Source organism: Arthrospira sp. PCC 9901, assembly GCF_059013425.1.
This window is the reverse complement of sequence record NZ_CP102296.1, coordinates 368,164-392,681: the sequence shown is the minus strand read 5'-3', so window position 1 is coordinate 392,681 and position 24,518 is coordinate 368,164. Positions and strand designations below refer to the sequence as shown.

Below are 24,518 nucleotides of genomic sequence, written 5' to 3'. Positions count from 1 at the left end.
CGTATGTGGTTACTGGGATATAAGGAGGCTTTAGGGCAGGTTTATGCTTTGGCGATCGCCCCTGACGGTGAAACCTTGGCTGCGGGAACTTTTGGCACAATTCGACGCTGGGGTATCCATTCTGGAGAGGTTGTTAATCCCCTTGCCGCCCATTCGAGTTGGGTAAGGGCGGTAGCATTCTCCCCCAATGGAGAGATTATGGCCAGTGGTAGTAATGATAAAACTATCCGTATGTGGTGGGAATCGCGTCAACGTACTATTGAAGGACATACAGGAAGTGTCCATGCTTTAGTTTTTAGTCCCGACGGTCAAATTTTAGCTAGTGGTAGCGAAGACAGGACTATTATTCTGTGGGATGCCAATGGGATGCGTTTCTCAACTATTCCCGCCCATGACCTCCCGGTTAATGCTTTGGCTTTCAATCCCCAGGGGAATGTTCTCGCTAGTGCTAGTGCAGATGCCAGTATCAGATTATGGAATGTCAGTGATAGTAGTCGCCGACTGACAATTACTGGCCATGGAGATAGTATTAATGCGATCGCCTATAGCCCCGACGGTGAAACCATCGCCAGCGCTAGTGATGATGGAACCGTGCGCTTGTGGAATGCTAACACAGGGGAACAACTGCGGGTTTTTGAGGGACACAGAGGCCCGGTGAAATCCCTAGTGATTACCCCAGACGGCCAAACTTTAATTGCTGGAGGCGATCGCATTATTTTATGGGATCTCAACACCGGGGAAATAATCACTACCCTTTGGGGTCATGGAGACCTGATCACAGCCCTAGCCCTCACCCCAGATGGCAAAATCCTCACCAGTGGTAGTGAGGATAAAACCATTAAAATCTGGCAGCTAAAGCTGTAGACCCAGAGGGGAGGAAAAGCAGTTATATGGGGGGTGGGCGGTAGCTTGCACCGTATTGGGAAACTAATCGCCTCAACCCGCCCCTACTCCTCCCTCCGGGAAACTCTTAGCTTTCAGGCCCCTATTTTAGAAGCGGAAAGTAGTCCGCAGGGTTCCTACCAAAATATTAGCATTGCGGGCATTGTGATCAGGATTGGTCAAAACATAGAAGCCAGGAGTGATGGAAATGTAGTCGTTGAAAGCATAGCGATAGAAGGCTTCAATATGGAAGGAAGTATCGCGATCTTCCAAAGCGGTGGTGTCATGGGAGGTAACTTTCGGAGGCATTCCGATCACAATACCACCCAAATCTCCTTCACTGAAAGCATCTGGGAAGCCCATAGTCACAGCCCAGTTAAGAACTGTGGCACTGTCACTACCGTTATTTTGTTGACTAGCCCAGGTAGCACCAAACCAGCCACCCAACTCGAACTTCTCAACTACCCGCCAGTTAAACTGGAAGCCGAGGTTATCGCTGGTGCTGGCATTATCTCCAAAGGGGCGATCGGCGATCCAGCTTCCGGTACCACCCGCCATATTGACATCGCCGTCATTGAAATACTTACGGGCGTACTCTACCCCAAAAGCCAGCCTGTCTGTGGGTTGATAGACCAACTGAGCCGACCCAGTATTGCTACCGTTGAATAAGCCATTACCAGCAGTAGCATCGGAGGCGTTACCTGCTAAATAACCCAGATTCAGTCTGAACTGACGATCATTACCAAAGGCGAACTTAGCCGCCGCCCCTGCACCTTCTGGACCACGGAAAATGGCAGGGTTACGCTGACCAAACCGAGAAATTGAGGCATTACCAGTGCTGTTAAAGGGGGTGATCACATCCATGATGTCATCTAAATCAAGGCTGTTAGCACCGATAAAGATGTGCGCCCGACGATTGAAGGCGGGGAAACGGTAGTACAAATCATCTAGCTCTATCCCATTGGAATTGCCATCAATACCAGTCCGAGACATTAAGCTATTGGTGAGGTCAAAATTGCTGAGGTTAGGGATATCTCTCGCTTGCAGACGGGTTTTCAATAGGTCTTCGCCGGTGAAGCTGGTATCAAAGTTCAGACGAACCCGGTAGCCCAAATAAGTTTGAGTGGGGTCATCACTGCGAGGGCCTTTGGGACCTCCAACCACGTTATGTCTGGCGCGATCGCCAAAGCTATCTCCTGGCCAGAACACTACTTCCCCGCGCAGTTTGGTAGTGGTGGAGAACTGATTAGCCTCCAATTCCGCCGTCCGCGCTTCCAAAGCGTACACACGGCCGCGCAAAGTTGCCAATTCCGCCGCAAACTCTTCCTGGAGCCGTTGCAGAACCGCCAAATCTTCGCGAGTTACCAAATTAGCCACAGAAGCCGCAATCAATTCGTTAACCCGTTCCAAACAGGCATTTAAACCAGCCGCAAACTCAAAACGAGTCATGGCGCGGTTTCCTCTAAAGGTTCCGTCTGGATAACCTGCAATACAGCCATAACGTTCTACCAAAGACTGAAGCGCTTGGAATGCCCAATCTGTAGGTTGAACGTCAGACAATTGAGATACAGAGGTCACCTGCTCCATAGAGTCGGCAACTTCACTGTATAGATTGATTTGTTCTAGGTCAGCAATTCTGAGTTCCTGTTCCATCTCAGGTTGTACCTGAGCTACCTCTTGGGTTTCGCCAGAGGACTCCAAACCTAAATCGATTACATCCTGAGACAGAGGAGCCGTGTTATCGACCTCTGGCGCAACTGCCATTAGCGAGGTAGTATCCGCATCCAGGCTAAATTGACTAACTCCTTCCGCTGCATCTGAAGCTAGGGATGCCACTTCGGAAGTAGTAACCAGCTTGTCTGAAGGGCTGTCTGTGGCTAATGCAGCAGTTGTGCTTAACAGAAGAGCAGCACCCAGAACGCCTGGACTCTGCTTGAGAGTGTTCCATAGAATTTTGTTCATCATCTCAAATCTCACACCGACTTAAAAAGACCTAAGCGAGGATGTCCCCAGCTCGAATGAACCAATAGTATCACGATTTCACGTAAAACTCCTGGGAGGGTTGGAAGCTCCGTGATTGATCACGGAGAGGAAAACCGACTCAAGCGGCTTTAGCCGCCAGCACCCCCTTGCGGGGTGGAGGGGTATGGTTGCCCCTCCATGGAGCTATGGTTGGCTCCGACTCCCTTGCGGGGTAATGTTTGCGCTTGCGCTAACGCGCACGCTGCGCGAACGCCAATGTTCAGAGTCGGTACTATCCAAATCGCACGTCCTTAACCCCTTAGAGATGTTTAACGATTCGGTTCTAGAGCCTGGAACTAGCACGCATTCCAGGGTAGGAACTTTAACTCTTGCTCTGAACGGAGCCAGTTAAGGCTATAGCTGGTCAGCTACCTGAAAGGGGGGCACGAAGCCCCCGTGCTTCAGCCGGGGGTGCTGACATTAAACGATCGCACCCAAATTTTGTCTACGGATTGCCACAATAGAGGGCTTGGGGGGGTCTGTGGGGTTTTTACCTGGCCAGTTAGAGCCGATGGGAACCTCACGGGTTTGGATAAACTCCTGACCATCCAGACCAGTCATGGCAAACTCACGAAATTGGGATGCCATATTTTGGCGCTTACCATTATACTCTCCCGGATGTTGTACTGCCACAAATAGAGTTTGCTGATCGGGGCTAAAAAATGGTCCGCACAATTCACATTCCATGGGTCCGATCGCAAACAGATAGGCTTGACCCGCATCTGGTGGGGTGGTTGGTAAACACCACAGGGAGTTATTGCCATATATACCCATTAAATCTCTCGATGCTAAGGGTTCTCCGGCTTGATTTACCCGACCTGGGGGGACGGATTTGTTTTGAGAGCCAGTGCTAATATCTGTGACCATCCACAGATTACCTTGGCTATCAAACTCCAAATTATCTGGATTGCAAAATCCTAACCCACCTTGGAAAATTTCGCCACCCGCTGCCCACATTTCCCACCGAAATCTCAGCGCGTCCGGATCTCCATTATCCTCAATCAGACGAACTATCCATCCTGGGTCATGGGGAATAATTCCCCCTGGACCTTGAAAAATCCGCCCATCTGGTCCCTCACCATTGCGATCGCCACCTCCAGAGGTGAATGCTATATATAAGGAACCATCACCAGCAATCATAGTATCTTCTGGACGGGCGCAACAAGTAGCCCCGGCGGCACTAGCTGCTAAATGGGCATCAACCAGGATAGCACCCTGTTGGGTTTGCGAGTCGCCTAAATACAAATCTCCCAAGGTTTTGTACTGTTTCTTAAAGGCTTCGACTTCTTCATCTGTGGTAGCCACAAAACTGCCCCCTTCTGGGCGCAATGGTAAGGCTATGGCTCCCCCTATATGAACACTGGCTGGATCGGGGTTAACGGCTGTTTTAGCAGCCATAGGAATCCATTTTCCGGTTCCGTCTGGGTACAATTTGGCGGCGTATAGCATTCCGCTGGTCAATAGCCGAGAATTTTGGCGATCGCTTGGATCAATTACGCGGTCACTACTGACAAATTTGTATAAATGTCCACTACGGCGATCGCATCCCGAATAGAAGGCTAGAGGTTTTCCGGCTGTTACCCTGACACCAACGGCTTCATGGCGATACCGACCCAGCCAAGTATGTTTAGTCCCATAATCTTCCGGGTCGGCTGGATTCACTTCTACAATCCAACCATATTTGTTCCCAGCTAGTCCTAAGACGTTACCCAGACCCCTGGTGGTAGAAAAGGGAGTCTCTGAAGGGGAAAAAGATGTACCATCGGGATGTACTGATTCGGTGACAAAACTCTGGAAGTTTTCCTCGGCACTTAATACTGTTCCCCAAGGGGTTGTTCCCCCCGCACAGTTAGCAAAAGTGCCAATAATTTTATCTCCGAGGCGATCGTGATAACCCCGTCCCCCCTGGCGAAAAACTGCCACCGCTGGACCTGTAGCCTTGAGATAGCGTCCATCAGTCCAACCAGAAATTCCGGTAATGCGGCGATCGACAGATGAGTAAGTCCGTACCCATTTCCCCTCACTATCTCGACCGAGGGAAATTACCCCCATTCCCATGTCGATTAACCCTTCTTTAGAAATCTCCAGAATTGCTTGTCTGAGAGGGTCTTTTCCCGGCAAAGAAAAAGCATCAATACTCTGGCTTTGGGCAGCCTCTAAAGCCTGTTTAACCACCGCAATAGGTAAGGATATCCCTATCACTTCCTCGTAAGTTTCTCCCCAGGGCTTACCGCTAATATACTCAAAGTTAACAGTCAAAAAACCTTGATTTTCACCAGTTTGTACAAAGGACAGATAATCATTGTTATACCCACACCGAGAATCACCCACCGGGTCTCCCCAACTGGCGATTACATCATAGGTAAACCCCTCGGGAAGTACCAAATCATCAATTACCTCGTACTTGCCATATTTTCGGGATATAGCTTGATGGTCTGCACCGCTGATCTGCTCATAGGTCGGTAAAGGCATAGGACCTTTGACCGATTTAAAACTAGGGGAAAACGAGGGTGTTTCTGTAGTTGATGAACCCAGAAAATTGCTCCGATATGGTTGCTCACAGCCTTTCAAAGCCGCCGCCCCCATACCCGCAGTAATAAACAGCAAAAAATCCCGACGATTACAAGAAGCCATAAATCTGCCTATTTCTAAAACCTTGGATAATTTTAACCAAACCGATAACCAAACCCTCTGACTGTAATGATATATTCTGGTTTACTGGGTTCAACTTCTAACTTTTCTCGCAACCAGCGAATATGAACATCCACAGTTTTACTATCCCCTACAAAATCTGTACCCCAAATTACATCTAAAAGTTGTTCACGAGACCAAACTCGACGGGGATAACTCAAAAATAACTCTAGCAAACGAAACTGTTTAGGTGAGAGTTGAACTTCCTCACCCCGAACTATCACCCGACATTCTTCTTGATATAGGATGATATCTTTATATTGAAGCATCACAGGTCCTGGAAATTTACCTATTCTTTGGCGACGGATTAACGCACGACACCGAGCAATAAATTCACGGATACTGAAGGGTTTGGTCAGGTAGTCATCCGCGCCTGCTTCTAAATAAAATGCACAATTGTTGGCGTTTTCTTTGTTGCCAATAATCAAAATTGGCACAGATTGACCATGATGCCGTAACATACGACACAGATCTAAACCATTGGTTGCATCTAAAATGAGAAGGTTAAAGGGAAACTCTCCGGTAACTGCTCCTGTATTGGAAATCGAAGGCAGGGCATCTCGGCTGTCTTGGGAAATCATGATTTTATAGCCTTGTTCTTCCAGAGCAATGGATAATATATCCCGCCACGGCTCCTCATTTTCCAGCAACAAGATATGTCCAGTATCTATGACATCTAAGCGGTAAGACTTCTTACTCAAATCTGGGGAAAACATAAGTATTTATTCCTGGATGAATGATGGTGTTTGTCAAAACTTAGAAGATTAACCCCCAAGTTGGCTAGTTTTGAGGAAAATTAATCTATCACCATCCATCCGACAAAGGTATGTTCTCCATTATTGATGAGTTCGAGGAGTTGTGAGTGTCTGACAATGACAACCTTATGGTCGGGGTAGACCCGACCCGCAAGCACCTCACTTGTCTCTGACTCTGGCTTAATGGCCAGGTTGTTAAACATTAGTTTCCACCCCCAATCTGCCCGGTGTTGTTGAATGTTCGTGGATCATTAGTGGAGCTATGTTCCATCGTATTTGAGATGGGTTAACTTTAGGTAAAGGAAAAGTAATGTTTTGGTTAAGCTATGGGATTTGGTTAGAATGGTGTTGCTAGTGTCTAATAAATTTATAAAAATACACAAATAAATGCTGTTACACCTAAGCACATGGCCGGAAGTGGAGGCTTACCTCCAGCAGTCTACAGGGATTATCCTACCGATTGGATCAACTGAACAACACGGACCGACGGGGTTAATTGGCACTGATGCCATTTGTGCTGAAGCGATCGCTAAAGGGGTCGGGGAGGCTACCCAAGCCTTAGTCGGTCCTACGTTAAATGTGGGTATGGCACTCCACCATACTGCTTTTCCAGGAACCATCAGTTTACAACCTAGTACCTTGATTAGGGTAATCAAGGATTATATCACATTTTTGGCAAAAAGTGGGTTTACGACATTTTTCTTTATTAACGGTCATGGGGGGAATATTGCCACCCTCAAAGCTGCCTTTTCGGAAACCTATACCCACTTAGCTGATCTTAACTTAGCAAATAGCGATCGCATTCGTTGCCGGGTTGGTAACTGGTTTATGTGTCCATCAGTGTATAAACTAGCCAAAGAACTTTATGGGGATAGTGAAGGTTCCCACGCTACCCCCAGCGAGGTGGCGGTTACCCAGTACCTATACCCAGAGTCCATTAAAAAAGCACCCCTCAACCCTAATGTTGCTAAAGGTCATCCCATCTATGGTGGCGCTAACTTTCGCCATAACTATCCCGACGGTCGCATGGGTTCAGACCCCAGTCTAGCTACCCCTGACCATGGCAAAAAACTCTATGAGTTAGCGGTAAAGGAACTTAGCCAGTCTTATCTGGAATTTCTCAATCAAAGTGTTTTTTGATATTGGCGGCTGGGAAAATTAGTAGTTTAAAGATGATCTATCAAGGCTGGTCGTTCATCAACGCTACAATATTAGCGGTACATATTAAGTACATATTAGGTACATATTAAAGGTAGCATTGGCATACTATAAAGTTTTGCCGTCTAATTTGAGCAGCTTGTTTCGGAGAAGAGAACAGTGCCAGAGTTATTGGAGCATTTTTGGAAACCAAATTTTTATATACCTCACGGTCATTGTTACCTGTGGCAACCTTCCTTGGTGGCACTTCATGTCATCAGTGACGGGTTAATTGTCATTGCCTATTTCTCAATTCCGGCGATGCTAATTTACTTCGTCAGTAAACGCAATGATCTGCCATTTTTAAATGTTTTCAAGCTATTTGGGGCGTTTATTATTCTCTGCGGTATTGGTCATGCTTTCGATATTTGGACTCTGTGGTTTCCTAATTATTGGTGGTCGGGATTGGAACGAGCCATGACTGCTGTAGTTTCGGTATATACGGCTTTCAAATTAATGGAGATTTTGCCCCAATTTTTGTCCTTAAAAACTCCTGAAAAATTAGAAGCAGTTAATCAGGAACTACAAAAGCAGATTCAAGAGAGAGAAAAAACCGAGGAAATTTTGCGGGCAATTGTGATGGGTACGGCATCAGTAACTGGGGCGGATTTTTTCCCGGCTTTAGTGCAGAACCTGGCTAGATGTTTAGATATTCCCTATGTATTTGTTACGGAAATTGTCAGCGATAAGGAACCGATAAAATTACGAAATCTGGCTTTTTGGTCTCAGGATGATTTTGCCGATAATGATGAATATGAATTACCAAATAGTCCTTGTGCGATAGTTTTGGATACTCAAGAAGTTTGCTTTTATCCAGACAATTTACAACAAATTTTCCCCGACAATAAATATTTCCAAGAGTTGAACGCTCACAGTTATTTGGGTATCCCCTTAATGGCTCAAAATCAAAAGGCGATCGGTATTTTATCTATCTTAGACGTGAAACCTTTAGTCCAAGATGAATTAGCACACGCTGTCCTGAGTATTTTCGCATCGAGGGCAGCTACAGAACTACAAAGAAAATGGGCAGAAGAAGCGAAAAATAAAGCCTATGAAGAGCTAGAAGTGAGGGTTGAGGAACGGACATCAGCTCTCAAAAATATTAATATTGCCCTAGAAAATCAAATTCAGGAGCGTATGGCTACAGAAATAGCTATGCAACTTATGGCAGACCAAGAGAGAGCTATTAATCGCGTGATTTCACAAATGCGACAAAGTTTAAATTTGGAGGTGATTTTTCAGGCGACTGTTAATGAATTGCGTCAGGTAATTGAAGTAGATCGCGCCCTAATTTATCGGTTCAATTCTGACTGGAGTGGGGTGATAATCAAAGAGTCTGTGAGTCCGGGATGGCGGAAAATTCTGACCGAAAATCAGGGAGAAGAAGCGACTACACAGAATACGGTAGATGAAGAAAATTGTATTGTTAAAAAGCTAGGTTCTTCTCATGAATTAATTGAGGATACTTACTTAAAAGAAACCCAGGGAGGGTTTTACTCACGGTCAAAGAGTTGTTGTTGTATTGAAGACATTTACAATGCTGGCTTTTCTGATTGCTACCTGAAATTTTTAGAACAATTTCAAATCCGATCATATATTATTAGTCCGATTTTTCAAGGATATCAACTTTGGGGATTATTATGTGTGTATCAAAATGATGGTCCTCGAGAGTGGAAAACGGCAGAATCTAAGGTGGTTACTCAAATTGCTAATCAGCTAGGAGTGGCTGTTAAACAGGCGGAATTATTCGCACAAACTCAGGAACAGGCGGCGGAGTTAAAACGGGTGGCTGATGCTGCTAATGTTGCTAACCGCGCTAAAAGTGAGTTTTTGGCTAATATGAGTCATGAACTTCGCACTCCCCTTAATGCTATCTTAGGGTTTACTCAATTGCTACAACGCGATCGCAATTTAGCCGCTAAACATCAAGAATATATCAAAATTGTTAATCAAAGTGGGCAACATTTACTAGAGTTAATTAATGATGTCTTAGAGATGTCGAAAATTGAGGCGGGACGCATTACTTGTAACTCGACTGAGTTTGCCATTAAACCCTGTTTGCAAGCAATTCACGTGATGTTACAACTCAAGGCTGAGTCGAAGGGATTAACTCTCAATTTTCAGGTGGAAGAGTCGGTGCCGAAATTCGTAAGAACTGATGAAAGTAAATTGCGCCAAGTTTTGGTTAATTTAATTAGTAATGCTATTAAGTTTACCCAGGACGGGGAAGTTAGTTTAAGGGTGTCAGTTGGTCGATTAGCAGTTGATGAAGACCTAAGTTTATCTGAGGATAATGAGGTGAGTAATGAGGTAAATAAGACTTACTTGATGTTCGAGATAACAGATACTGGATGCGGTATTGCTACGGAGGAAATTAATGACCTATTCCAGGCATTTAAGCAAACTAAAGCGGGTCGAGAATCTCAACAGGGAACGGGTCTAGGATTAGTGATATCCCAGAGATTTGTTAACTTAATGGGGGGTGAAATTAAGGTAAGTAGTAAACCGGGTGATGGTAGTTGTTTTAGTTTCCAAATTCCTGTGGGTGTGGCGGACAAGATGGTTAATGAATCGGAGAATACATTAAATCAGGCTTGTCGGTTAGCACCGGGACAAGAAGACTATCGAATTTTGGTAGTGGAAGATAACCCGGTTAATCGGTTATTACTAACTACATTATTGCAGGATGTGGGTTTTGAGGTTCAGGAAGCGGAAAATGGACACGAAGCGATCGCCATTTGGCAACAGTGGCATCCCCACTTAATTTTTATGGATATGCATATGCCAGTGATAGATGGGTTTGAGGCAACCCAATATATTAAACAGGCTGAAGTTGATACAATTCCGGTAATTGTTGCTATTACAGCCAGTGCCTTTACTGAACAAAGACGAAACTGCATTAATGCCGGGTGTGATGACTTTATCAGTAAGCCATTTCGGCGGGAACAAGTTTTAGAAACCCTGACTAAATATTTAGGGGTCAAATACCAAACTCCTGAACCCAATGCGATCGCCTCTGAAGCCGTAGCAGCTTCCGAACCTCAAAACCATGACCATTTAGCCATAAATCCTGAAACCTTCGGCATTATGCCAGCAGAATGGTTAGAGCAAATCCACTATGCTGCTCAATTAGGAAATGATCTAATGATCCTATCTTTAATCAAACAAATTCCCCCAGAGCATTCAGATTTAGCTGAAGCCTTAAACAGCATTGTGGAAAACTTCCAATTTGAGCGATTGTTGGAAATGTTTAATTCCGAGACTAATTCCGAGACCATGGAAAGCGATCGCTAACTAGCCACAGGCAAAATCAACCTTTCACGAGCCATAATTGCCTTGGGAAAAACCGCTTGAACTTCATGTTCAATTTGGTCAAGGAAATCATCTGAGTGGCTAGGGTCATGATGAAAAATCACCACCCGTTTAACATCCGCCGCCTCAGCGATTTTGACTGCTTCTTGCCAGGTTGAATGTCCCCAACCCACCTTGGGAGATTTAGGATTATGATATTCCTCATCAGTATACATAGCATCATAAATGAGGATATCAGCTCCCTGAGCCAATTCCAGCACATTCTCATCCAACCCATCAGGCAAATGTTCTGTATCGGAACAGTAGACCACAGTTCGTCCTTGCCAAGTAACACGATACCCCATAGCCGTATTAGGGTGATTAAGTTGTCCGGTTTCAATCTTGATATCATCAAGCATCATAGTATCCCCCGGTTTCAATTCATAAAACCTCAGATCTGCCTGTAACCCACTCAGGGGAATGGGGGAGTTGGGATGAAGTACGCGATCGATGAAATGCTTTTTCATCGATTCTCCATCTGGGGGGATCGTGCCATAGATATGAAAGCAGTTCCCCGGGGTAAAAGCCGGAGTAAACAGGGGGAAACCCTGGATATGATCCCAGTGGTAATGGGTAAAAAACATATAGGCTTCCATAGGCATTTGTGCGACTAGGGAATCACCCAAGGACCGCAACCCAGTACCACCGTCAAAAATCAGCCTTTTTCCGGCAATACGCATTTCCAAACAAGAGGTATTCCCGCCATAGCGGATAGTTTCTTTTCCTGGGGTGGGGATACTGCCGCGAACTCCCCAAAACTCCACCACAAAATCATCGGGATTTTGATCACAGGAGTCTGGGTTATCTCGACCAGTTGCCAACACAGAAGATGGGGTGATGGTTTCCATGTTTTAATCTTCAGGATGTAAAGTTCTACACTGACCGTGATCACGCAATAGATGGTCACAGAGTACCAAGGCAACCATTGCTTCTACCATAGGAACCGCTCTGGGCAAAACACAAGGATCATGTCGTCCTTTTGCTGCCAGAGTGGTTTCGGAGCCCTCACGGGTGACAGTTTTCTGTTCTTTACGAATTGTAGCAGTTGGCTTGAAGGCAACTCGCAAAATTATGGGTTCTCCGTTAGAAATTCCCCCCTGGACACCGCCGGAACGATTGCTCAGGGTGCGAATGGCTCCAGTATCATCAATATAAAATTCATCATTATGTTGACTACCTGTGAGCAGAGTGCCAGCAAAACCAGAGCCGATTTCAAAACCCTTACTAGCGGGTAGGGACATGACAGCTTTGGCTAGGTCTGCTTCTAGTTTATCGAATACTGGCGAACCTAGTCCAGTAGGAGCGTTACGAACTACGCATTCTACTACCCCACCAATGGAGTCCCCCTGGTCTCTGATGTCTTCAATTAGTTGAATCATCTGTTGCGCGCTGTCGGGGTGAGGACAGCGGACTATATTGCTTTCGACTTGCTCCAGGGTAACGGTTGCCGGATCGATCGCTGCTTCTAGGTCTTTGATGCGTTTGACATAACCGATGATTTCGACATTGGCGACCTGTTTGAGGATTTTTTTAGCTATAGCACCTGCTGCTACTCTACCAATAGTTTCACGAGCGGAAGACCTACCGCCGCCTTGCCAATTGCGAATCCCATATTTACCATCATAGGTGGCATCGGCATGGGAGGGGCGATATTTTTTCGCCATTTCATCATAATCCTGGGGGCGGGTGTCTTTATTTTTGACTATGATCATGATCGGGGTTCCTAGGGTTTGCCCTTCAAATACCCCACTGAGGATTTCGCAGGTGTCGCTTTCTTTGCGAGGGGTGGTAATTTTGCTTTGTCCGGGTCGGCGACGATCTAATTCCTGTTGGATTTCTGAGATGTCCAGGGGGAGGCGGGGAGGACAGCCATCGATGATGACTCCAACCCCCCCACCGTGGGATTCACCGAAGGTGGTGATCCTAAATAAATGCCCAAATGTGTTGCCCATACTGGTCTTGTCTAAAAGGTTGTAGAGTCTCGATCCTATCAGATCTTGCACTATCAACGGACCGGGCTACAGTCGTTTATACTCGGAATGCTGCTGCCTCAATTAGTCTTCGTGATCCTCAAAGGGGTCACTGAGTTCTTCTGAAGGAGGACCGAAGGCGGTATAAATGGCATAGGCAGCGATCGCTACTACGGTAGCAGCTAGGGAAATGTTAAGAGCTATTGCAGGTTCCATGAGATTTGATTCAATTATGAGCCTTGTTCTTATATAATATTACGAAACATTAAAATTTGCTGTTCAACCCATTGATAAGGTGACTTATGGCACAAAGAACTTGGTTAGGCGATCGACTCAGACCCCTCAACTCAGAATATGGTAAGGTTGCCCCCGGTTGGGGTACTACTCCCCTGATGGGGGTTTTTATGGGGTTATTCTTCGTGTTTCTGTTGATTATCCTACAGATCTATAACTCCTCACTGATTCTCGAAAATGTTAGCGTGGACTGGGCCAACCTAACTCGCTAAGTTGAGAGTCCGGGAGAGCTTAATTTAATCGCAGATTAGTTGAACCGATTAGGGCGATGCGCTACCATACCAAGTATGGTGCGAGACCTTCGGGTATGAAATAGAGCTGAAATGGGCGAAATAACTACCCGGTGAGGACTTAAACCCCTTGGTTGATTGGGTCGCATCCCTGACCATCCCATAACACAGCCTGATTTTTTTGCCCACCTTCGAGACTTCCAATATGGCCAGTCAGGTGAAGCGGAAAATCAGGTCTAAGACTGCCCGCGCCATGCTGACATGGGCGCATTATCGATTCAAACTAACCCTGAGACATAAGCGCGGAAATAACTGAACAGTTGTAGATGTGACCGAAGAATACACCAGCAAAACCTGTACTCACTGTGGTCATGTTCATTCCCAGCTAGGTGGCTCAAAAGTGTTCCGATGTCCTGAGTGCGGGTTCACTCTACCCAGGGACTGGAACGGTGCTTTGGGAATCTTTCTAAAAGCTTTGCGGGATACCGCCTCTGTTACTTTAACGGGTAATAGTGCTATCGTCGCATTGTCCGGGAACAACCGGATAAATGTCGCGTAAATGTATCAGGCGCAAATCTACGAACTGGATCAATTGGCGATCGCTATGGATTTCGGGTCTGGTTGGTCTCATGGCTTACGGCGACTCTCCCTGGAAATCATATTTCACTGGCGATCGCCATATTTTTAGCCCTATACCCTAGGCGACTTCCCAACTACTGGAGACATTAAATGAATATTTTTGGCATGGGTTTACCAGAGATGGCAGTCATCCTGGTATTAGCACTTTTGATTTTTGGTCCGAAAAAATTACCCGAAATGGGTCGCAGTTTAGGAGAGGCGATCCGCAAGTTTCAAGAAGCCTCCCAGGAATTTAAGACCGAGTTTAATCGAGAAGCAGAACAGATCCAAGCTGCTACTCGCCCCCAAAATACTAACTCCGAAAGTGATAATTCTTAGCAGCAATTTTGTCCTCTGCAATGGCTTTAATACCACAATTAATTGTAGGTTTAGGTAATCCGGGGTCAAAATATGACCGTACCCGCCACAATATTGGCTTTGAAGCCGTCGATTTTTTGGCTGACAAGTGGGGGGCTACCCTGTCGGAAAACCGTCGGTTTCAGGGGGTATTTGGTGAGGCTAAGATGCGATCGCATGACAAGCTGTATCTCCTGAAACCCTTAACCTACATGAATCGGTCAGGTCAAGCTATTCGGTCTGTGGTGGACTGGTACAAACTCCCCCCGGAATCCGTGTTAGTGATTTATGATGACATGGATTTACCAGTAGGACGGCTGCGCCTGCGGCTGTCCGGTTCCGCTGGGGGACATAATGGCATGAAATCGGCGATCGCTCATTTAGGGACTCAAAATTTCCCTCGCCTGCGCCTGGGAATTGATAAACCCCAAGCCGCAGTCCTTAACCACGACCGAGAAACCATCTCCCACGTCCTGGGTAAATTTCCCCCTAATGAGCGCCAGACTATGGATAAACTGTTACAACAGGTATTAGAAGCCATAGAATTAGCCCTAGAAGATGGAGTAGAAAAAGCTATGAGCCTCTACAATAGTCGCAGTGTTGACTAATGTCCAGAATCTGAATTTCCTGCATTATCCCAGGAGGTTGCTAGTGACTCATGCTAGAGGTCCTTTACCCGAAACCAATGCCCATATCCGCATTACCCGTCAGTCCTGGCAGTCTGGTATTCTCGAAGGAGATGTCAGCGCCGGGGACTATGTATGGCAATTTCAATGGCGATTTAGACAACGTAAAAGTTTAGTTATTCGACCCTCCCAGGGTCGCGCTTTAATCCAAGAACCCCTAGGGCGATTTCTGGAAAAGTGGGACTATAAACTTGAACCAGGCGGCGATTATTCTTTTACCATTCGCGCTAAGTTTTGATAGTCAGTTATCCCGTGATTATCGTGATTTACCGGTTCTGACCCACCAGAGAAGATGTCGGCAGTAAGGAGGTAAGATGGCGATTCATTTCCTCTAAATATCTGGCTAGTTGAGAATAATCACGGCTAGTTAGTAGGGGGTTATCCTGACTATTTAACAATGATTCTAAAGGCAAAACACGATAATTGAGTTTGCCATGAAGTGAGTATCGATGCACCCAAGTGGGTAAAGCTATCACCTCAGCAATTTCTATAGTTTCATCAGGAAAATTCTTGTTAATTCTCACCTTAAAAATAACTCCCACATCCCGATAATTCCCCCGCTGATTAGAAATGAAATTCCCCATTGAGTAAATAGCCACAGCTTGGCGGATAGTACCATCTTCCTCCGTGATATCAAAAATTTGATAGGGTTGAACCACATGGGGATGACTACCTAAAATAATATCCGCACCCGCATTAACCAAACTGGCGACCAGTCGTTTTTGTTCAGCATTCGGCTGGCGTTGATATTCCGTGCCAAAATGCAAAGCCACAGTAACTATATCAACTCCTAATTCTCGCGCTTTCTGAATATCTTGGATGATTTTCGCTTCATCAATTAAGTTAACTAAATAATCCTTTCCCCTAGGGATAGGAATGCCATTAGTGCCGTAGGTATAGGCAAAAAACGCCATTGATATATCATTCTTTTCAATCACAGTAATGGTGTCTGCTTCCTCCTGGGAGGCGGCTGTACCGACGGGAACCAAACCTCTACTTCTGACATTTTCCAGAGTTGTTAATAAACCAGCTTCGCGACGGTCTAGGGAGTGATTGTTAGCTGTGGTTAAAATATTAAATCCGGCATTTTTCAGGGCATCTGCGAGGGTATCCGGTGCATTAAATAAGGGATAACCTGTATATCCGGTTGCTGAACCTGCTAGGGTAGTTTCTAAGTTCCCAATTACCCAATCTCCGGTTTGGAGAATGTCGCTAACTTCTGTAAAAAAAGGGTCATAATTATAAGTGTTTGTGCTGGGATTATAACCGGACCTAATTTGTGGTCCGTGCATCATAATATCGCCAACGGCAATTAATAAAGCTGACTGGGTATAGGGTTTGGGGGGTTTGGTTAAAGCGGTGAGTTTCTCTGGGTCTATGGGTTCAACCCTAGCACTGGGTACAATATCGCAGCCGATAACCAAGAGAAACAAACTACCAGAAATCAGGGTGAGCAATTTTTGAGGCAAAACTTTACATATATTCATATCGTGGAGATCGATGGAGTAAGTAGAAAGCACGTTGACAGCTAAGATAGCATATCAGGTATGATCGGGTGAGGGGCATTGATTATAGATAATTCCTACCACCGATGTGGCAGTTTCAGAAGTTGTTATGACTACAGAGAGAATTTCAGCGCCAAGAAGGGGGAAAGGTCAGGAAAAACGCCACCAGTTAAGAAGGTGGCACTTTTGAAGCTGAGATCTGTAGTCAGAAAGGATAGTTTACATACATACAAGTTCACCAATTCACTAGCACCTACCCACTATGCTTGACAAAATTGCTACGGCTATCTTTGCTGCTTTCCTGGCTTTCCCTGGCGCTACTAACTCAGAAGTGGCGGAAACTCATGTAGCCCAAGGGATACAGTGTAACCCTAATGGTTCAATGATGGAAATGAAAAAATGTGCTGATGATGATTATCGAGTAGCCGATCGCAAACTGAATGAAGTTTACCAACAACTGACCCCGAAAGTGCAAGGGGAGGAAAGACAGCGCCTGATTGCAGCACAACGCGCTTGGATTCAATTCCGCGACACGAATTGTAGATTTGAATCTGCGGAAGCGTTGGGGGGGACTTTAGAGGGTCTGCTGTTCACCAACTGTCTCACTAAGATGACCACCAATCGCACGGCTGAACTACAGGCATATATAGCACGACAGGCCAGCAATGAGCAACCGCAAATGGGACAAGTTACTAATATCGTTCAGGGGGACATTATGTGCTATGTGACCCTTAAAGATCAGATGAACCGGGAACACCAGTTAGGCGCAACTTTCGATATTTGTGCTAAGGCTAATCAATTCATCAATCGTCGGGTTTCCCTAAAATATTCACTGCAAAATGTTAACGACTGCGAAAGCATTGAACCCTGTGGAAAAACCCGCCAGGAATTGCTGATTAGCAGTATGGATGTTGTCAGGTAGGTAGTTGAGAGCCTAACTTTTGTGTGACGCTAAGGGGTACAATGGTTAGGCTTGGCATCTTCACATCAGGGGGTTTTCCTGTTCTTGATGTGGGGAGGAACTCGGAAAGAGGTTTGACTTTGGGTGTAGAACTGCGAAGTTATGTTTATCTGGACAATTTACAGCCCCAACACGCTGCCTATATTGGGACGGTATCGTTGGGGTTTTTGCCGTTACCTGGGGATGCGTCCCTGTGGATTGAAATTTCACCGGGAATTGAGATTAACCGCATTACTGATGTGGCTTTAAAGTCTACGGCTGTCCGTCCTGGTGTTCAGTTTGTGGAAAGGTTGTATGGTTTGTTGGAAATTCACTCTAGCCGCCAGGGAGATACGTTAACGGCGGGTAGGGCGATTTTGGATGCTTTGGGGGTACAAGAAAGCGATCGCCTCAAGCCGCGTGTGGTCTCTAGTCAAATTATTCGCAATATTGACCCTCACCAGGCACAATTGATTAATCGGACTCGCCGGGGACAGTTGTTGCTGGCTAAACAAACTTTATATGTTTTAGAGGTGCAACCAGCGGCTTATGCTGCTTTGGCTGCGAATGAGGCGGAAAAGGCGGCTTTGATTAATATTCTACAGGTGCAAGCGGTGGGGAGTTTTGGACGTTTGTATCTGGGTGGAAATGAACAGGATATTTTGGCGGGGTCGGCGGCGGCTTTAAATGCGATCGCTAATGTTTATGGTCGCGATACCTTATTTGCGGAAAGTAAGGAGTGAGGAATAGGGGGGTTATTATGGCTAATATTGAACAATTGGCAATCTTGAGGCGGGGTGTGGTGAAATGGGAGTTTTGGCGACGGCAAAATGCGGCGATCGCACCGGATTTACAAGAGGCTAATTTCTCTGGTTTTCACCTGGAAGGGGTGAATTTAGAGGGGGCTAATCTTCATGGCGCTAATTTAAGGGGTGCTAAATTGAGGTTGGCTAATTTAATGGGGGCTGATTTAGCAGGTGCCAACCTGGAAGGTGGTGATTTGCAAGGGGCTAATTTAATGGGGGCGGTTTTACTGGGGGCTAATTTATGTGATGGGAATTTGACTGATGCGGATTTGGGAAATGCTAATTTAATTGGGGTGGAATTTCGAGAGGCGATCGCCCGTCGGATTAATTTGAATGGCGCAAACCTAAGACGGGGGAATTTTACCCAGGCGAATTTAGCGGCGGTTAATTTGAATCAGGCTAATTTGAGTCACGCTAATTTCCATGAGGCGGTTTTGATAAATGCGATCGGCTATCAAGCTAATTTTTATGGTACTAACTTGGTTAATAGCCATTTAAATGGGTCTTATTTCTGGGGGGTGAAGTTCACTAATTCCCAATTAATGGGGGCTGATTTGCGATTCGCTAATCTCAGAAAATCTGTTTGGGAAAACATCGACGCAAGAGGTGCGAATTTGCGAGGCGCTAACCTGAACGGCGCTATTTTACACTCAGTTGATTTACGCGGTGCGAATTTGCGAGGCGCTAACCTGAACGGCGCTATTTTAAAACGGGTTAATTTGGATGATGCTATTCTACCTTATAATTAATCATACATCATAAGAAACCCGGTTTCTCAATAGGGGGCTGGAATTAAGCGCCAGCCTATGATCAACTGGAACTGATCATAAAATGAGATAAACTAAGGGATTATCCGTAACCCACCGAATAAGTCCACCTTAGCAGTCAATGGAATCAGTGAAGTTATGTCAAGTTTTCCGCCACCTCTAGCGCAACCTCAATCCCTCCAACAATGCCTTAAACAGTATTTTGGCTATGACAGCTTTAGACCAGGACAACAGGAGATTATAGAACAAGTGCTGCAAAAGCGGGATGTACTCGCGATTATGCCTACAGGGGGTGGAAAATCCCTGTGCTTTCAACTTCCCGCTCTCTTGAAACCCGGTCTGACATTGGTGGTTTCGCCTTTAATCGCTTTAATGCAAGACCAGGTAGAAGCGCTAAAAGATAATGGTATTGGGGCGACATTTCTGAATAGTACGGTAGATATTCACGAAGCGCGTCAGCGAGAGTCAGCTATTCTACAAGGTCAAATTAAGCTGCTTTATGTAGCACCGGAAAGGTTACTATCTCCTCAGTTTTTAGAGTTTTTAGACCGCCTTGAGGCGGCATTTGGCATATCAACTCTGGTAATTGATGAAGCTCATTGTGTCTCAGATTGGGGTCACGATTTTCGACCAGAATATCGACAAATTCAACAGGTGCGATCGCGTTATCCCCACGTCCCAGCGATCGCTCTCACGGCTACGGCTACGGAACGGGTCAGATTTGATATAATTAAACAAATTGTCCTCAAACAACCTTATGTTCACGTCGCCAGTTTCTACCGTTCTAATCTCTACTATCAGGTAATCCCTAAACAACCGAAAAAACGGTTCCCTCAACTATTAAAAGTAATTGAATCGATGTCAGGTTCAGGAATTATTTACTGTTCCAGTCGGAAAAGGGTGGAAGAAGTCGCATTACAATTACAACATAATAATATCCCAGCCCTCCCCTATCATGCGGGAATGGCGGATAGCGATCGCCTAGAAAGTCATACCCGTTTTATCCGAGATGATGTCCGAATTATCGTGGCTACTATCGCCTTCGGTATGGGTATAGATAAGCCAGATGTCCGGTTCGTTATACACTACGATTTACCGAAAAGTTTGGAAAACTATTACCAAGAGTCAGGACGTGCTGGACGGGATGGACAACCGGCTCAATGTCTGCTATTGTTTAGTTATGGGGATATGAAAACCATTGAATATTTGATTGAGCAAAAGCCTGATGTTGATGAACAAAGAATTGCGCGCCAACAGTTGCGACAGGTAATTGATTATGCTGAGTCTACCGAGTGTCGGCACCGCATTCAACTGCGCTATTTTGGAGAGGAATTTCCCGGTAATTGTGGCACCTGTGATAATTGTTGCCATCAACGACCTATGGAAGATTGGACAGTGGAAGCAATGAAGTTTCTATCCTGTGTGGCGCGGTGTCGGGAAAGGTTTGGGATGAATTATATTATTGATGTGTTGCGGGGTGCTAAAAATCAAAGGGTTTTGAGTAGGGGACATGATAAACTTTCCACCTATAATATAGGACGAGACCGGACTGTTGATGAGTGGAAAATGTTGGCGCGATCGCTTTTGCATCAAGGACTGTTAGACCAGACTAATGATGGCTATTCCATTTTGAAGTTAAATAACCTCAGTTGGGAGGTGATGAAAAGACAGCGGGAAGTCAAAATTGCGGTAGTACGCGATCGCCAACTTCCACAACAAACTTGGTCTATGGCGGCGGATGTTAAAATGTTATTAGAGCATCTCCGTCAAGTTCGTAAACAACTGGCTGACCAAAATGATATTGCTCCCTATAAGATTTTTTCCGATTCGACTTTGGGGTTAATGGCGCGAGAACGTCCCCAAACTAAACAGGATCTCTTGAGACTTTCTGGGGTGACTGCTTATAAGGCTCAATATTATGGTCAGCAGTTCTTAAATGCTATCCATCAATATTGTCTGGAACAAGGTATTCCCCTCAAGCCTACTAAACCGCCATTACCTGCTGTTTCATCATCATCTATCTCTAAGTGGTATAGTATCTCCCCTACTGTTCTGCAAACCTGGGAGTTATTTAAGCAGGGTTTAAATGTGGAAGAGATCGCTTATCAGAGAGGCTTAAAATCTACTACGATTTATGGTCATTTGGCGGATTTAATTGCTAACAATTATGGCGATATCGATATTAATACATTGGTATCTCCTGAACGACAACAGGTGATTTTAGAAGCGATCGCTATTTTGGGAGATGAACACCTAACACCAATTTATGAACATCTAGGAAAAGCCTACAGTTATGGGGAAATTCAATTAGTTAGGGCTTTATGGCGATCGCAAAATTCCCCCGATATTGAGTTTTGATTGAGTAATTGATAATTATTATCGGCTGAGAAACCTTATCGGCTGAGAAACCCGGTTTCTCAAAGAAACCGGGTTTCTGGAAATCTGGGGGAGAAACCCGGCTATAATTATTAATTAAGGTGTGATTGAGTTTGCTTGAGGATATTAGGGATTTTAGTAATAATTTGTTCGGCAATTTCTGGGGGTTTTTCATCCCCATTGATAGCAATAGAAATATCAGCTTGTTGATAAAGATGTCGCCTAGTTTCCAGGATATTATCGAGGCGAGTTAGGGGGTCTGGGTGTTCTAGTAGAGGTCGGGTTGTGTCTCCTTTCAGACGTTCATATAAGCAATGAGTTGGGACATCTAACCAGATAATTATACCATGTCTTAAATAACTCCAATTCATCCGTTTAATCACAACCCCTCCCCCAGTAGCTACCACTAAATGTTGATAAGCACAAAGACTAGATAGGACTTGAGATTCTAAGTTCCTAAATTCTTCCTCTCCCTGGGTGGCAAAAATTTCGGGAATGGCTTGTCCCGACACTTGACTAATCAAAACATCGGTATCAAAAAACTTATAGCTTAATCGATTAGCCAATATCTCACCGACCGTAGATTTTCCCGCCCCCATCATACCAATTAAATAGATGTTAATTCCTTGTATTTGTTCTAAAACCATGAGATTGTCTAAAAGTCCGAAAGTGATCATAACTAGCTAGATAATTTTAGCCGATTTCATCCTCATCATCAAAACCCCAATCTTCCTCATCAGATTGAATTTTGGTAGGGGGAGAAGGGGGATTAATTAGGCGATAGTCTGCATCATAAACTGATTCGGTACGACCAGCACCGGAATTTTGACCGTCTTTATAATTGAAGGAATAGACGGAACCCGACCAGGATTCTTTTTGAGGTTGTTGCTGTAATTCAAAGGTTTTTCCGGTGGTTTCTGGGGGTGTGGGAGTGGTGGTGGGGGTGTTTTCTGGGGGTGGAGGAGTGGGGGTATTTGGCGCATTCTGGGGAGGTAAATTATCCCAATTTTCATCAGTATTAGGAGAGTTTAGGGGATTGATATCGCGTTTATTCCAGGATTCTGATTCTGATGGTTTGGGGGTAGTTTGTCTAACGGGTGGGGTTTCTGGTTCATTTTGGCGATCGCTATCATTTTCATCCCAACTATCGCTAACTTGGCGGACTTCGGTTTCCCAATCATCACTATTTTTGTGAGTTTTGGGGGATTGATTTTTGGGGGTAGGGATAGGCGGTTGATTTTCGGGTTCTAATTCTAGTTCAGATTGCAAATTATCCCACTCCGAATCATCGGCTTGTGGTGACGGGGGAATTGCTGGATCAGGTGGGTTAGGTTGGGGGGATGGTTGTATAGGTTTTTTACTGGCTTGAGGACGTGACGGAGAGGGGGTGTAAGAGAGTTGGAATAAACTGGCAATAATCAGAGAGGTGAATATACCGATGAATAGGGCAATTAGTAGCCACACCGACAAAGGTAAAGTGGGTAATTGCATCCCTAAAAATACTAAAGATATGGCGGGGGAAAGATTTTGTATGGTGAACAATATCAAACCACCGACTATAATCAAAATAGCGATCGCACTTTTTCCAGACATCACATAAATAACCCCATCGAAATCGAAAATATCAATAACTAATTAGGAAATTCCCTCAGAATTCATCAGGTTTCCACCGACGCAAAGGTACACAATCAATCTCAAATTGATCCAGGGTTCGCGCTACCACAAAATCTACCAAATCCTCAATAGTTTGGGGATGATGATACCAAGCGGGGATAGCCGGGACAATCCGCGCGCCTGCTTCTGCTAAAGTAGTCAAATTTCGCAGATGGATAAGACTTAGGGGAGTTTCCCGTGGCACAATTACCAATTTTCTACCTTCTTTTAATTGTACATCTGCCGCCCGTTCAAGTAAATCGGAACTGAGACCTTGGGCAATTTTAGCCACTGTACTCATACTACAGGGAATGACGATCATACCGATAGTGCGAAAGGAACCACTAGCAATATTAGCGCCTACATCCTGCCAAGGATGACAACGCAGTTTTCCCCCGGTTTCCACCCCGGCTTGTTGTCGCCAAAATAACTCCTGGCGCGCGCTATCTCCAGGCATTTGCAAATTATTCTCCGCTTGCCATACCATGTAGGAAGACTTGGAGGCTACCAATTCGATAGCATAATCGGCTTGTAGCAGGTATTTTAAGGCGCGGACTGCATAAATGAGTCCCGAAGCACCGGAAACGCCAATAATCAGGGGTCTGGTCGAGGTGGTCATTAGGGAAACTTCCCTTGTTGAACTTCTGTGCAGAATTGTGTCACGGCGTTGGTAATGGTATCGTGCAGGTTAGCGTATTTTTTGGCAAAGGGTGGTTGCCAGGGGGTTAATCCCAATATATCAGAGGTTACCAGCACTTGTCCGTCGCAGTAAGGACCCGCGCCAATACCGATAGTGGGAATGGTTAGTTGTTGGGTAATTTCCGCCGCCAAGTCCTTGGGGATATGTTCCAGGACTATAGCAAAGGCTCCCGCTTGTTGTAAGGCGATCGCTTCTGATAAAATACGTTCTGCTGCCACTGTGGTTTTACCTTGTTGGCGATACCCTCCCAATTGATGTACAGACTGGGGAGTTAAGCCGACATGACCCATAACGGGAATACCCACTTTGACTAAGGCGCTGACTGTATTAGCCATTTCATCATAGCCCCCTTCTAACTTTACGGCGGATGCTCCTGTTTCTTTCAATACCCGTCCGGCTGAATGAATCGCCTGTTGGGGACTTTCCTGGTAGGTCAAAAATGGTAAATCCACTACCAATAGGGATCTTACCACCGCCCGACGCACTGCTTTGGCGTGGTGCAACATTTCCTCAAGGGTTAGCGGTAGGGTGGTTTCGTAACCTAAACCGACCATGGCTAGGGAATCACCGACTAGAATAATATCAATACCTGCTTGGTCGATAATTTTGGCGATCGCATACTCATAAGCAGTTAGCATGGTAATTTGGTGTCCCTGCTGTTTCCAATCGATTAATTGTTGGGTGGTTACTGCCATAATTGTTTGTAGGTTTAGGGATT

General features: G+C 45.4%; 24 protein-coding genes and 1 pseudogene. 13 read left to right on the top strand and 12 right to left on the bottom strand.

Annotated elements, in window-relative coordinates; all coding sequences use genetic code 11:
• Positions 1-3 precede the first annotated feature (3 nt).
• Entirely contained in the window at positions 4-864 is an 861-nt protein-coding gene (locus NLZ44_RS01905) for a WD40 repeat domain-containing protein (protein ID WP_493751693.1), read from the top strand.
• 126 nt (positions 865-990) lie between these two features.
• Here NLZ44_RS01905 and NLZ44_RS01900 read toward each other — a convergent pair whose 3' ends face one another.
• The 4 genes from NLZ44_RS01900 to NLZ44_RS01885 all read right to left on the bottom strand — a co-directional run bounded on the left by NLZ44_RS01900 (position 991) and on the right by NLZ44_RS01885 (position 6,553).
• Complete coding sequence (locus NLZ44_RS01900) at positions 991-2,844, bottom strand: iron uptake porin (protein ID WP_493752930.1); 1,854 nt, start codon at positions 2,842-2,844, stop codon at positions 991-993.
• Between the two features lie 480 nt (positions 2,845-3,324).
• Entirely contained in the window at positions 3,325-5,538 is a 2,214-nt protein-coding gene (locus tag NLZ44_RS01895) for a PhoX family protein (protein ID WP_493751692.1), read from the bottom strand.
• Positions 5,539-5,570: 32 nt separating this feature from the next.
• Positions 5,571-6,311 (bottom strand): winged helix-turn-helix domain-containing protein, encoded by a 741-nt coding sequence (locus NLZ44_RS01890; protein ID WP_493751691.1) that lies wholly within the window; start codon positions 6,309-6,311, stop codon positions 5,571-5,573.
• Between the two features lie 80 nt (positions 6,312-6,391).
• Positions 6,392-6,553 carry a hypothetical protein gene (locus NLZ44_RS01885; RefSeq protein ID WP_199456245.1) on the bottom strand — a complete coding sequence of 54 codons (162 nt, stop codon included), beginning with the start codon at positions 6,551-6,553 and terminating at the stop codon, positions 6,392-6,394.
• A 184-nt stretch (positions 6,554-6,737) separates the two neighbouring features.
• Between NLZ44_RS01885 and NLZ44_RS01880 the strand changes: the two genes are divergently transcribed.
• Both NLZ44_RS01880 and NLZ44_RS01875 read left to right on the top strand, forming a co-directional pair.
• Positions 6,738-7,490, top strand: coding sequence for a creatininase family protein (locus NLZ44_RS01880; protein WP_111891047.1), 753 nt, complete (start codon positions 6,738-6,740; stop codon positions 7,488-7,490).
• Between the two features lie 177 nt (positions 7,491-7,667).
• Positions 7,668-10,841 (top strand): GAF domain-containing protein, encoded by a 3,174-nt coding sequence (locus tag NLZ44_RS01875; RefSeq protein WP_493751690.1) that lies wholly within the window; start codon positions 7,668-7,670, stop codon positions 10,839-10,841.
• Here NLZ44_RS01875 and NLZ44_RS01870 read toward each other — a convergent pair.
• The 3 genes from NLZ44_RS01870 to psbN all read right to left on the bottom strand — a co-directional run bounded on the left by NLZ44_RS01870 (position 10,838) and on the right by psbN (position 13,084).
• Positions 10,838-11,746, bottom strand: a complete 909-nt coding sequence (locus tag NLZ44_RS01870) for an MBL fold metallo-hydrolase (protein WP_111891049.1) — start codon at positions 11,744-11,746, stop codon at positions 10,838-10,840. The two genes, NLZ44_RS01875 and NLZ44_RS01870, sit on opposite strands and share 4 nt — an antisense overlap.
• Positions 11,747-11,749: 3 nt before the next feature.
• A complete protein-coding gene (aroC, locus tag NLZ44_RS01865) occupies positions 11,750-12,850 on the bottom strand; it encodes a chorismate synthase (protein ID WP_493751689.1) in 1,101 nt (366 codons plus the stop codon).
• A 102-nt stretch (positions 12,851-12,952) separates the two neighbouring features.
• Positions 12,953-13,084, bottom strand: a complete 132-nt coding sequence (gene psbN, locus NLZ44_RS01860; RefSeq protein ID WP_006618392.1) for a photosystem II reaction center protein PsbN — start codon at positions 13,082-13,084, stop codon at positions 12,953-12,955.
• An 86-nt stretch (positions 13,085-13,170) separates the two neighbouring features.
• Between psbN and psbH the strand changes: the two genes are divergently transcribed.
• The 6 genes and pseudogenes from psbH (at position 13,171) to NLZ44_RS01830 (ending at position 15,291) form a co-directional block, all read left to right on the top strand.
• Complete coding sequence (gene psbH, locus NLZ44_RS01855) at positions 13,171-13,374, top strand: photosystem II reaction center phosphoprotein PsbH (protein ID WP_006618393.1); 204 nt, start codon at positions 13,171-13,173, stop codon at positions 13,372-13,374.
• Between the two features lie 184 nt (positions 13,375-13,558).
• Positions 13,559-13,951 (top strand): annotated as a pseudogene (locus tag NLZ44_RS01850) (zinc ribbon domain-containing protein); the annotation flags it as partial.
• The gene (locus NLZ44_RS01845) at positions 13,952-14,080 is read left to right on the top strand and encodes a hypothetical protein (RefSeq protein WP_493751688.1); all 129 of its coding nucleotides are present in this window, start codon (positions 13,952-13,954) and stop codon (positions 14,078-14,080) included.
• 41 nt (positions 14,081-14,121) lie between these two features.
• Positions 14,122-14,349 (top strand): TatA/E family twin arginine-targeting protein translocase, encoded by a 228-nt coding sequence (locus tag NLZ44_RS01840; RefSeq protein WP_006618394.1) that lies wholly within the window; start codon positions 14,122-14,124, stop codon positions 14,347-14,349.
• Positions 14,350-14,369: 20 nt separating this feature from the next.
• Positions 14,370-14,975 (top strand): aminoacyl-tRNA hydrolase, encoded by a 606-nt coding sequence (gene pth, locus NLZ44_RS01835; protein WP_006624572.1) that lies wholly within the window; start codon positions 14,370-14,372, stop codon positions 14,973-14,975.
• A 43-nt stretch (positions 14,976-15,018) separates the two neighbouring features.
• The gene (locus NLZ44_RS01830) at positions 15,019-15,291 is read left to right on the top strand and encodes a DUF3146 family protein (protein WP_006670369.1); all 273 of its coding nucleotides are present in this window, start codon (positions 15,019-15,021) and stop codon (positions 15,289-15,291) included.
• A 28-nt stretch (positions 15,292-15,319) separates the two neighbouring features.
• On the opposite strand, the gene NLZ44_RS01825 is transcribed toward NLZ44_RS01830, so the two are convergent.
• Positions 15,320-16,540 carry a CapA family protein gene (locus NLZ44_RS01825; RefSeq protein ID WP_006624574.1) on the bottom strand — a complete coding sequence of 407 codons (1,221 nt, stop codon included), beginning with the start codon at positions 16,538-16,540 and terminating at the stop codon, positions 15,320-15,322.
• A gap of 280 nt (positions 16,541-16,820) precedes the next feature.
• Between NLZ44_RS01825 and NLZ44_RS01820 the strand changes: the two genes are divergently transcribed.
• The 4 genes from NLZ44_RS01820 to recQ all read left to right on the top strand — a co-directional run bounded on the left by NLZ44_RS01820 (position 16,821) and on the right by recQ (position 21,429).
• The gene (locus NLZ44_RS01820) at positions 16,821-17,480 is read left to right on the top strand and encodes a lysozyme inhibitor LprI family protein (protein WP_193520979.1); all 660 of its coding nucleotides are present in this window, start codon (positions 16,821-16,823) and stop codon (positions 17,478-17,480) included.
• A 119-nt stretch (positions 17,481-17,599) separates the two neighbouring features.
• On the top strand, positions 17,600-18,241 hold the full coding sequence (ccmP, locus tag NLZ44_RS01815) for a beta-carboxysome protein CcmP (protein ID WP_008051135.1): 642 nt from the start codon (positions 17,600-17,602) through the stop codon (positions 18,239-18,241).
• A 17-nt stretch (positions 18,242-18,258) separates the two neighbouring features.
• Positions 18,259-19,053, top strand: a complete 795-nt coding sequence (locus tag NLZ44_RS01810) for a pentapeptide repeat-containing protein (protein ID WP_493751687.1) — start codon at positions 18,259-18,261, stop codon at positions 19,051-19,053.
• A gap of 156 nt (positions 19,054-19,209) precedes the next feature.
• Entirely contained in the window at positions 19,210-21,429 is a 2,220-nt protein-coding gene (gene recQ, locus NLZ44_RS01805; protein WP_493751686.1) for a DNA helicase RecQ, read from the top strand.
• A gap of 110 nt (positions 21,430-21,539) precedes the next feature.
• On the opposite strand, the gene NLZ44_RS01800 is transcribed toward recQ, so the two are convergent.
• The 4 genes from NLZ44_RS01800 to panB are packed head-to-tail and all read right to left on the bottom strand — an operon-like array spanning position 21,540 to position 24,495.
• Entirely contained in the window at positions 21,540-22,124 is a 585-nt protein-coding gene (locus NLZ44_RS01800; protein ID WP_493751685.1) for a shikimate kinase, read from the bottom strand.
• Between the two features lie 16 nt (positions 22,125-22,140).
• A complete protein-coding gene (locus tag NLZ44_RS01795; protein WP_493751684.1) occupies positions 22,141-23,040 on the bottom strand; it encodes a LapA family protein in 900 nt (299 codons plus the stop codon).
• 55 nt (positions 23,041-23,095) lie between these two features.
• The gene (locus tag NLZ44_RS01790) at positions 23,096-23,719 is read right to left on the bottom strand and encodes a flavin prenyltransferase UbiX (RefSeq protein WP_006624582.1); all 624 of its coding nucleotides are present in this window, start codon (positions 23,717-23,719) and stop codon (positions 23,096-23,098) included.
• Positions 23,719-24,495 carry a 3-methyl-2-oxobutanoate hydroxymethyltransferase gene (gene panB / locus NLZ44_RS01785; RefSeq protein WP_006624583.1) on the bottom strand — a complete coding sequence of 259 codons (777 nt, stop codon included), beginning with the start codon at positions 24,493-24,495 and terminating at the stop codon, positions 23,719-23,721. The genes NLZ44_RS01790 and panB overlap by 1 nt, the downstream gene beginning before the upstream one ends.
• Between the last annotated feature and the right edge of the window lie 23 nt (positions 24,496-24,518).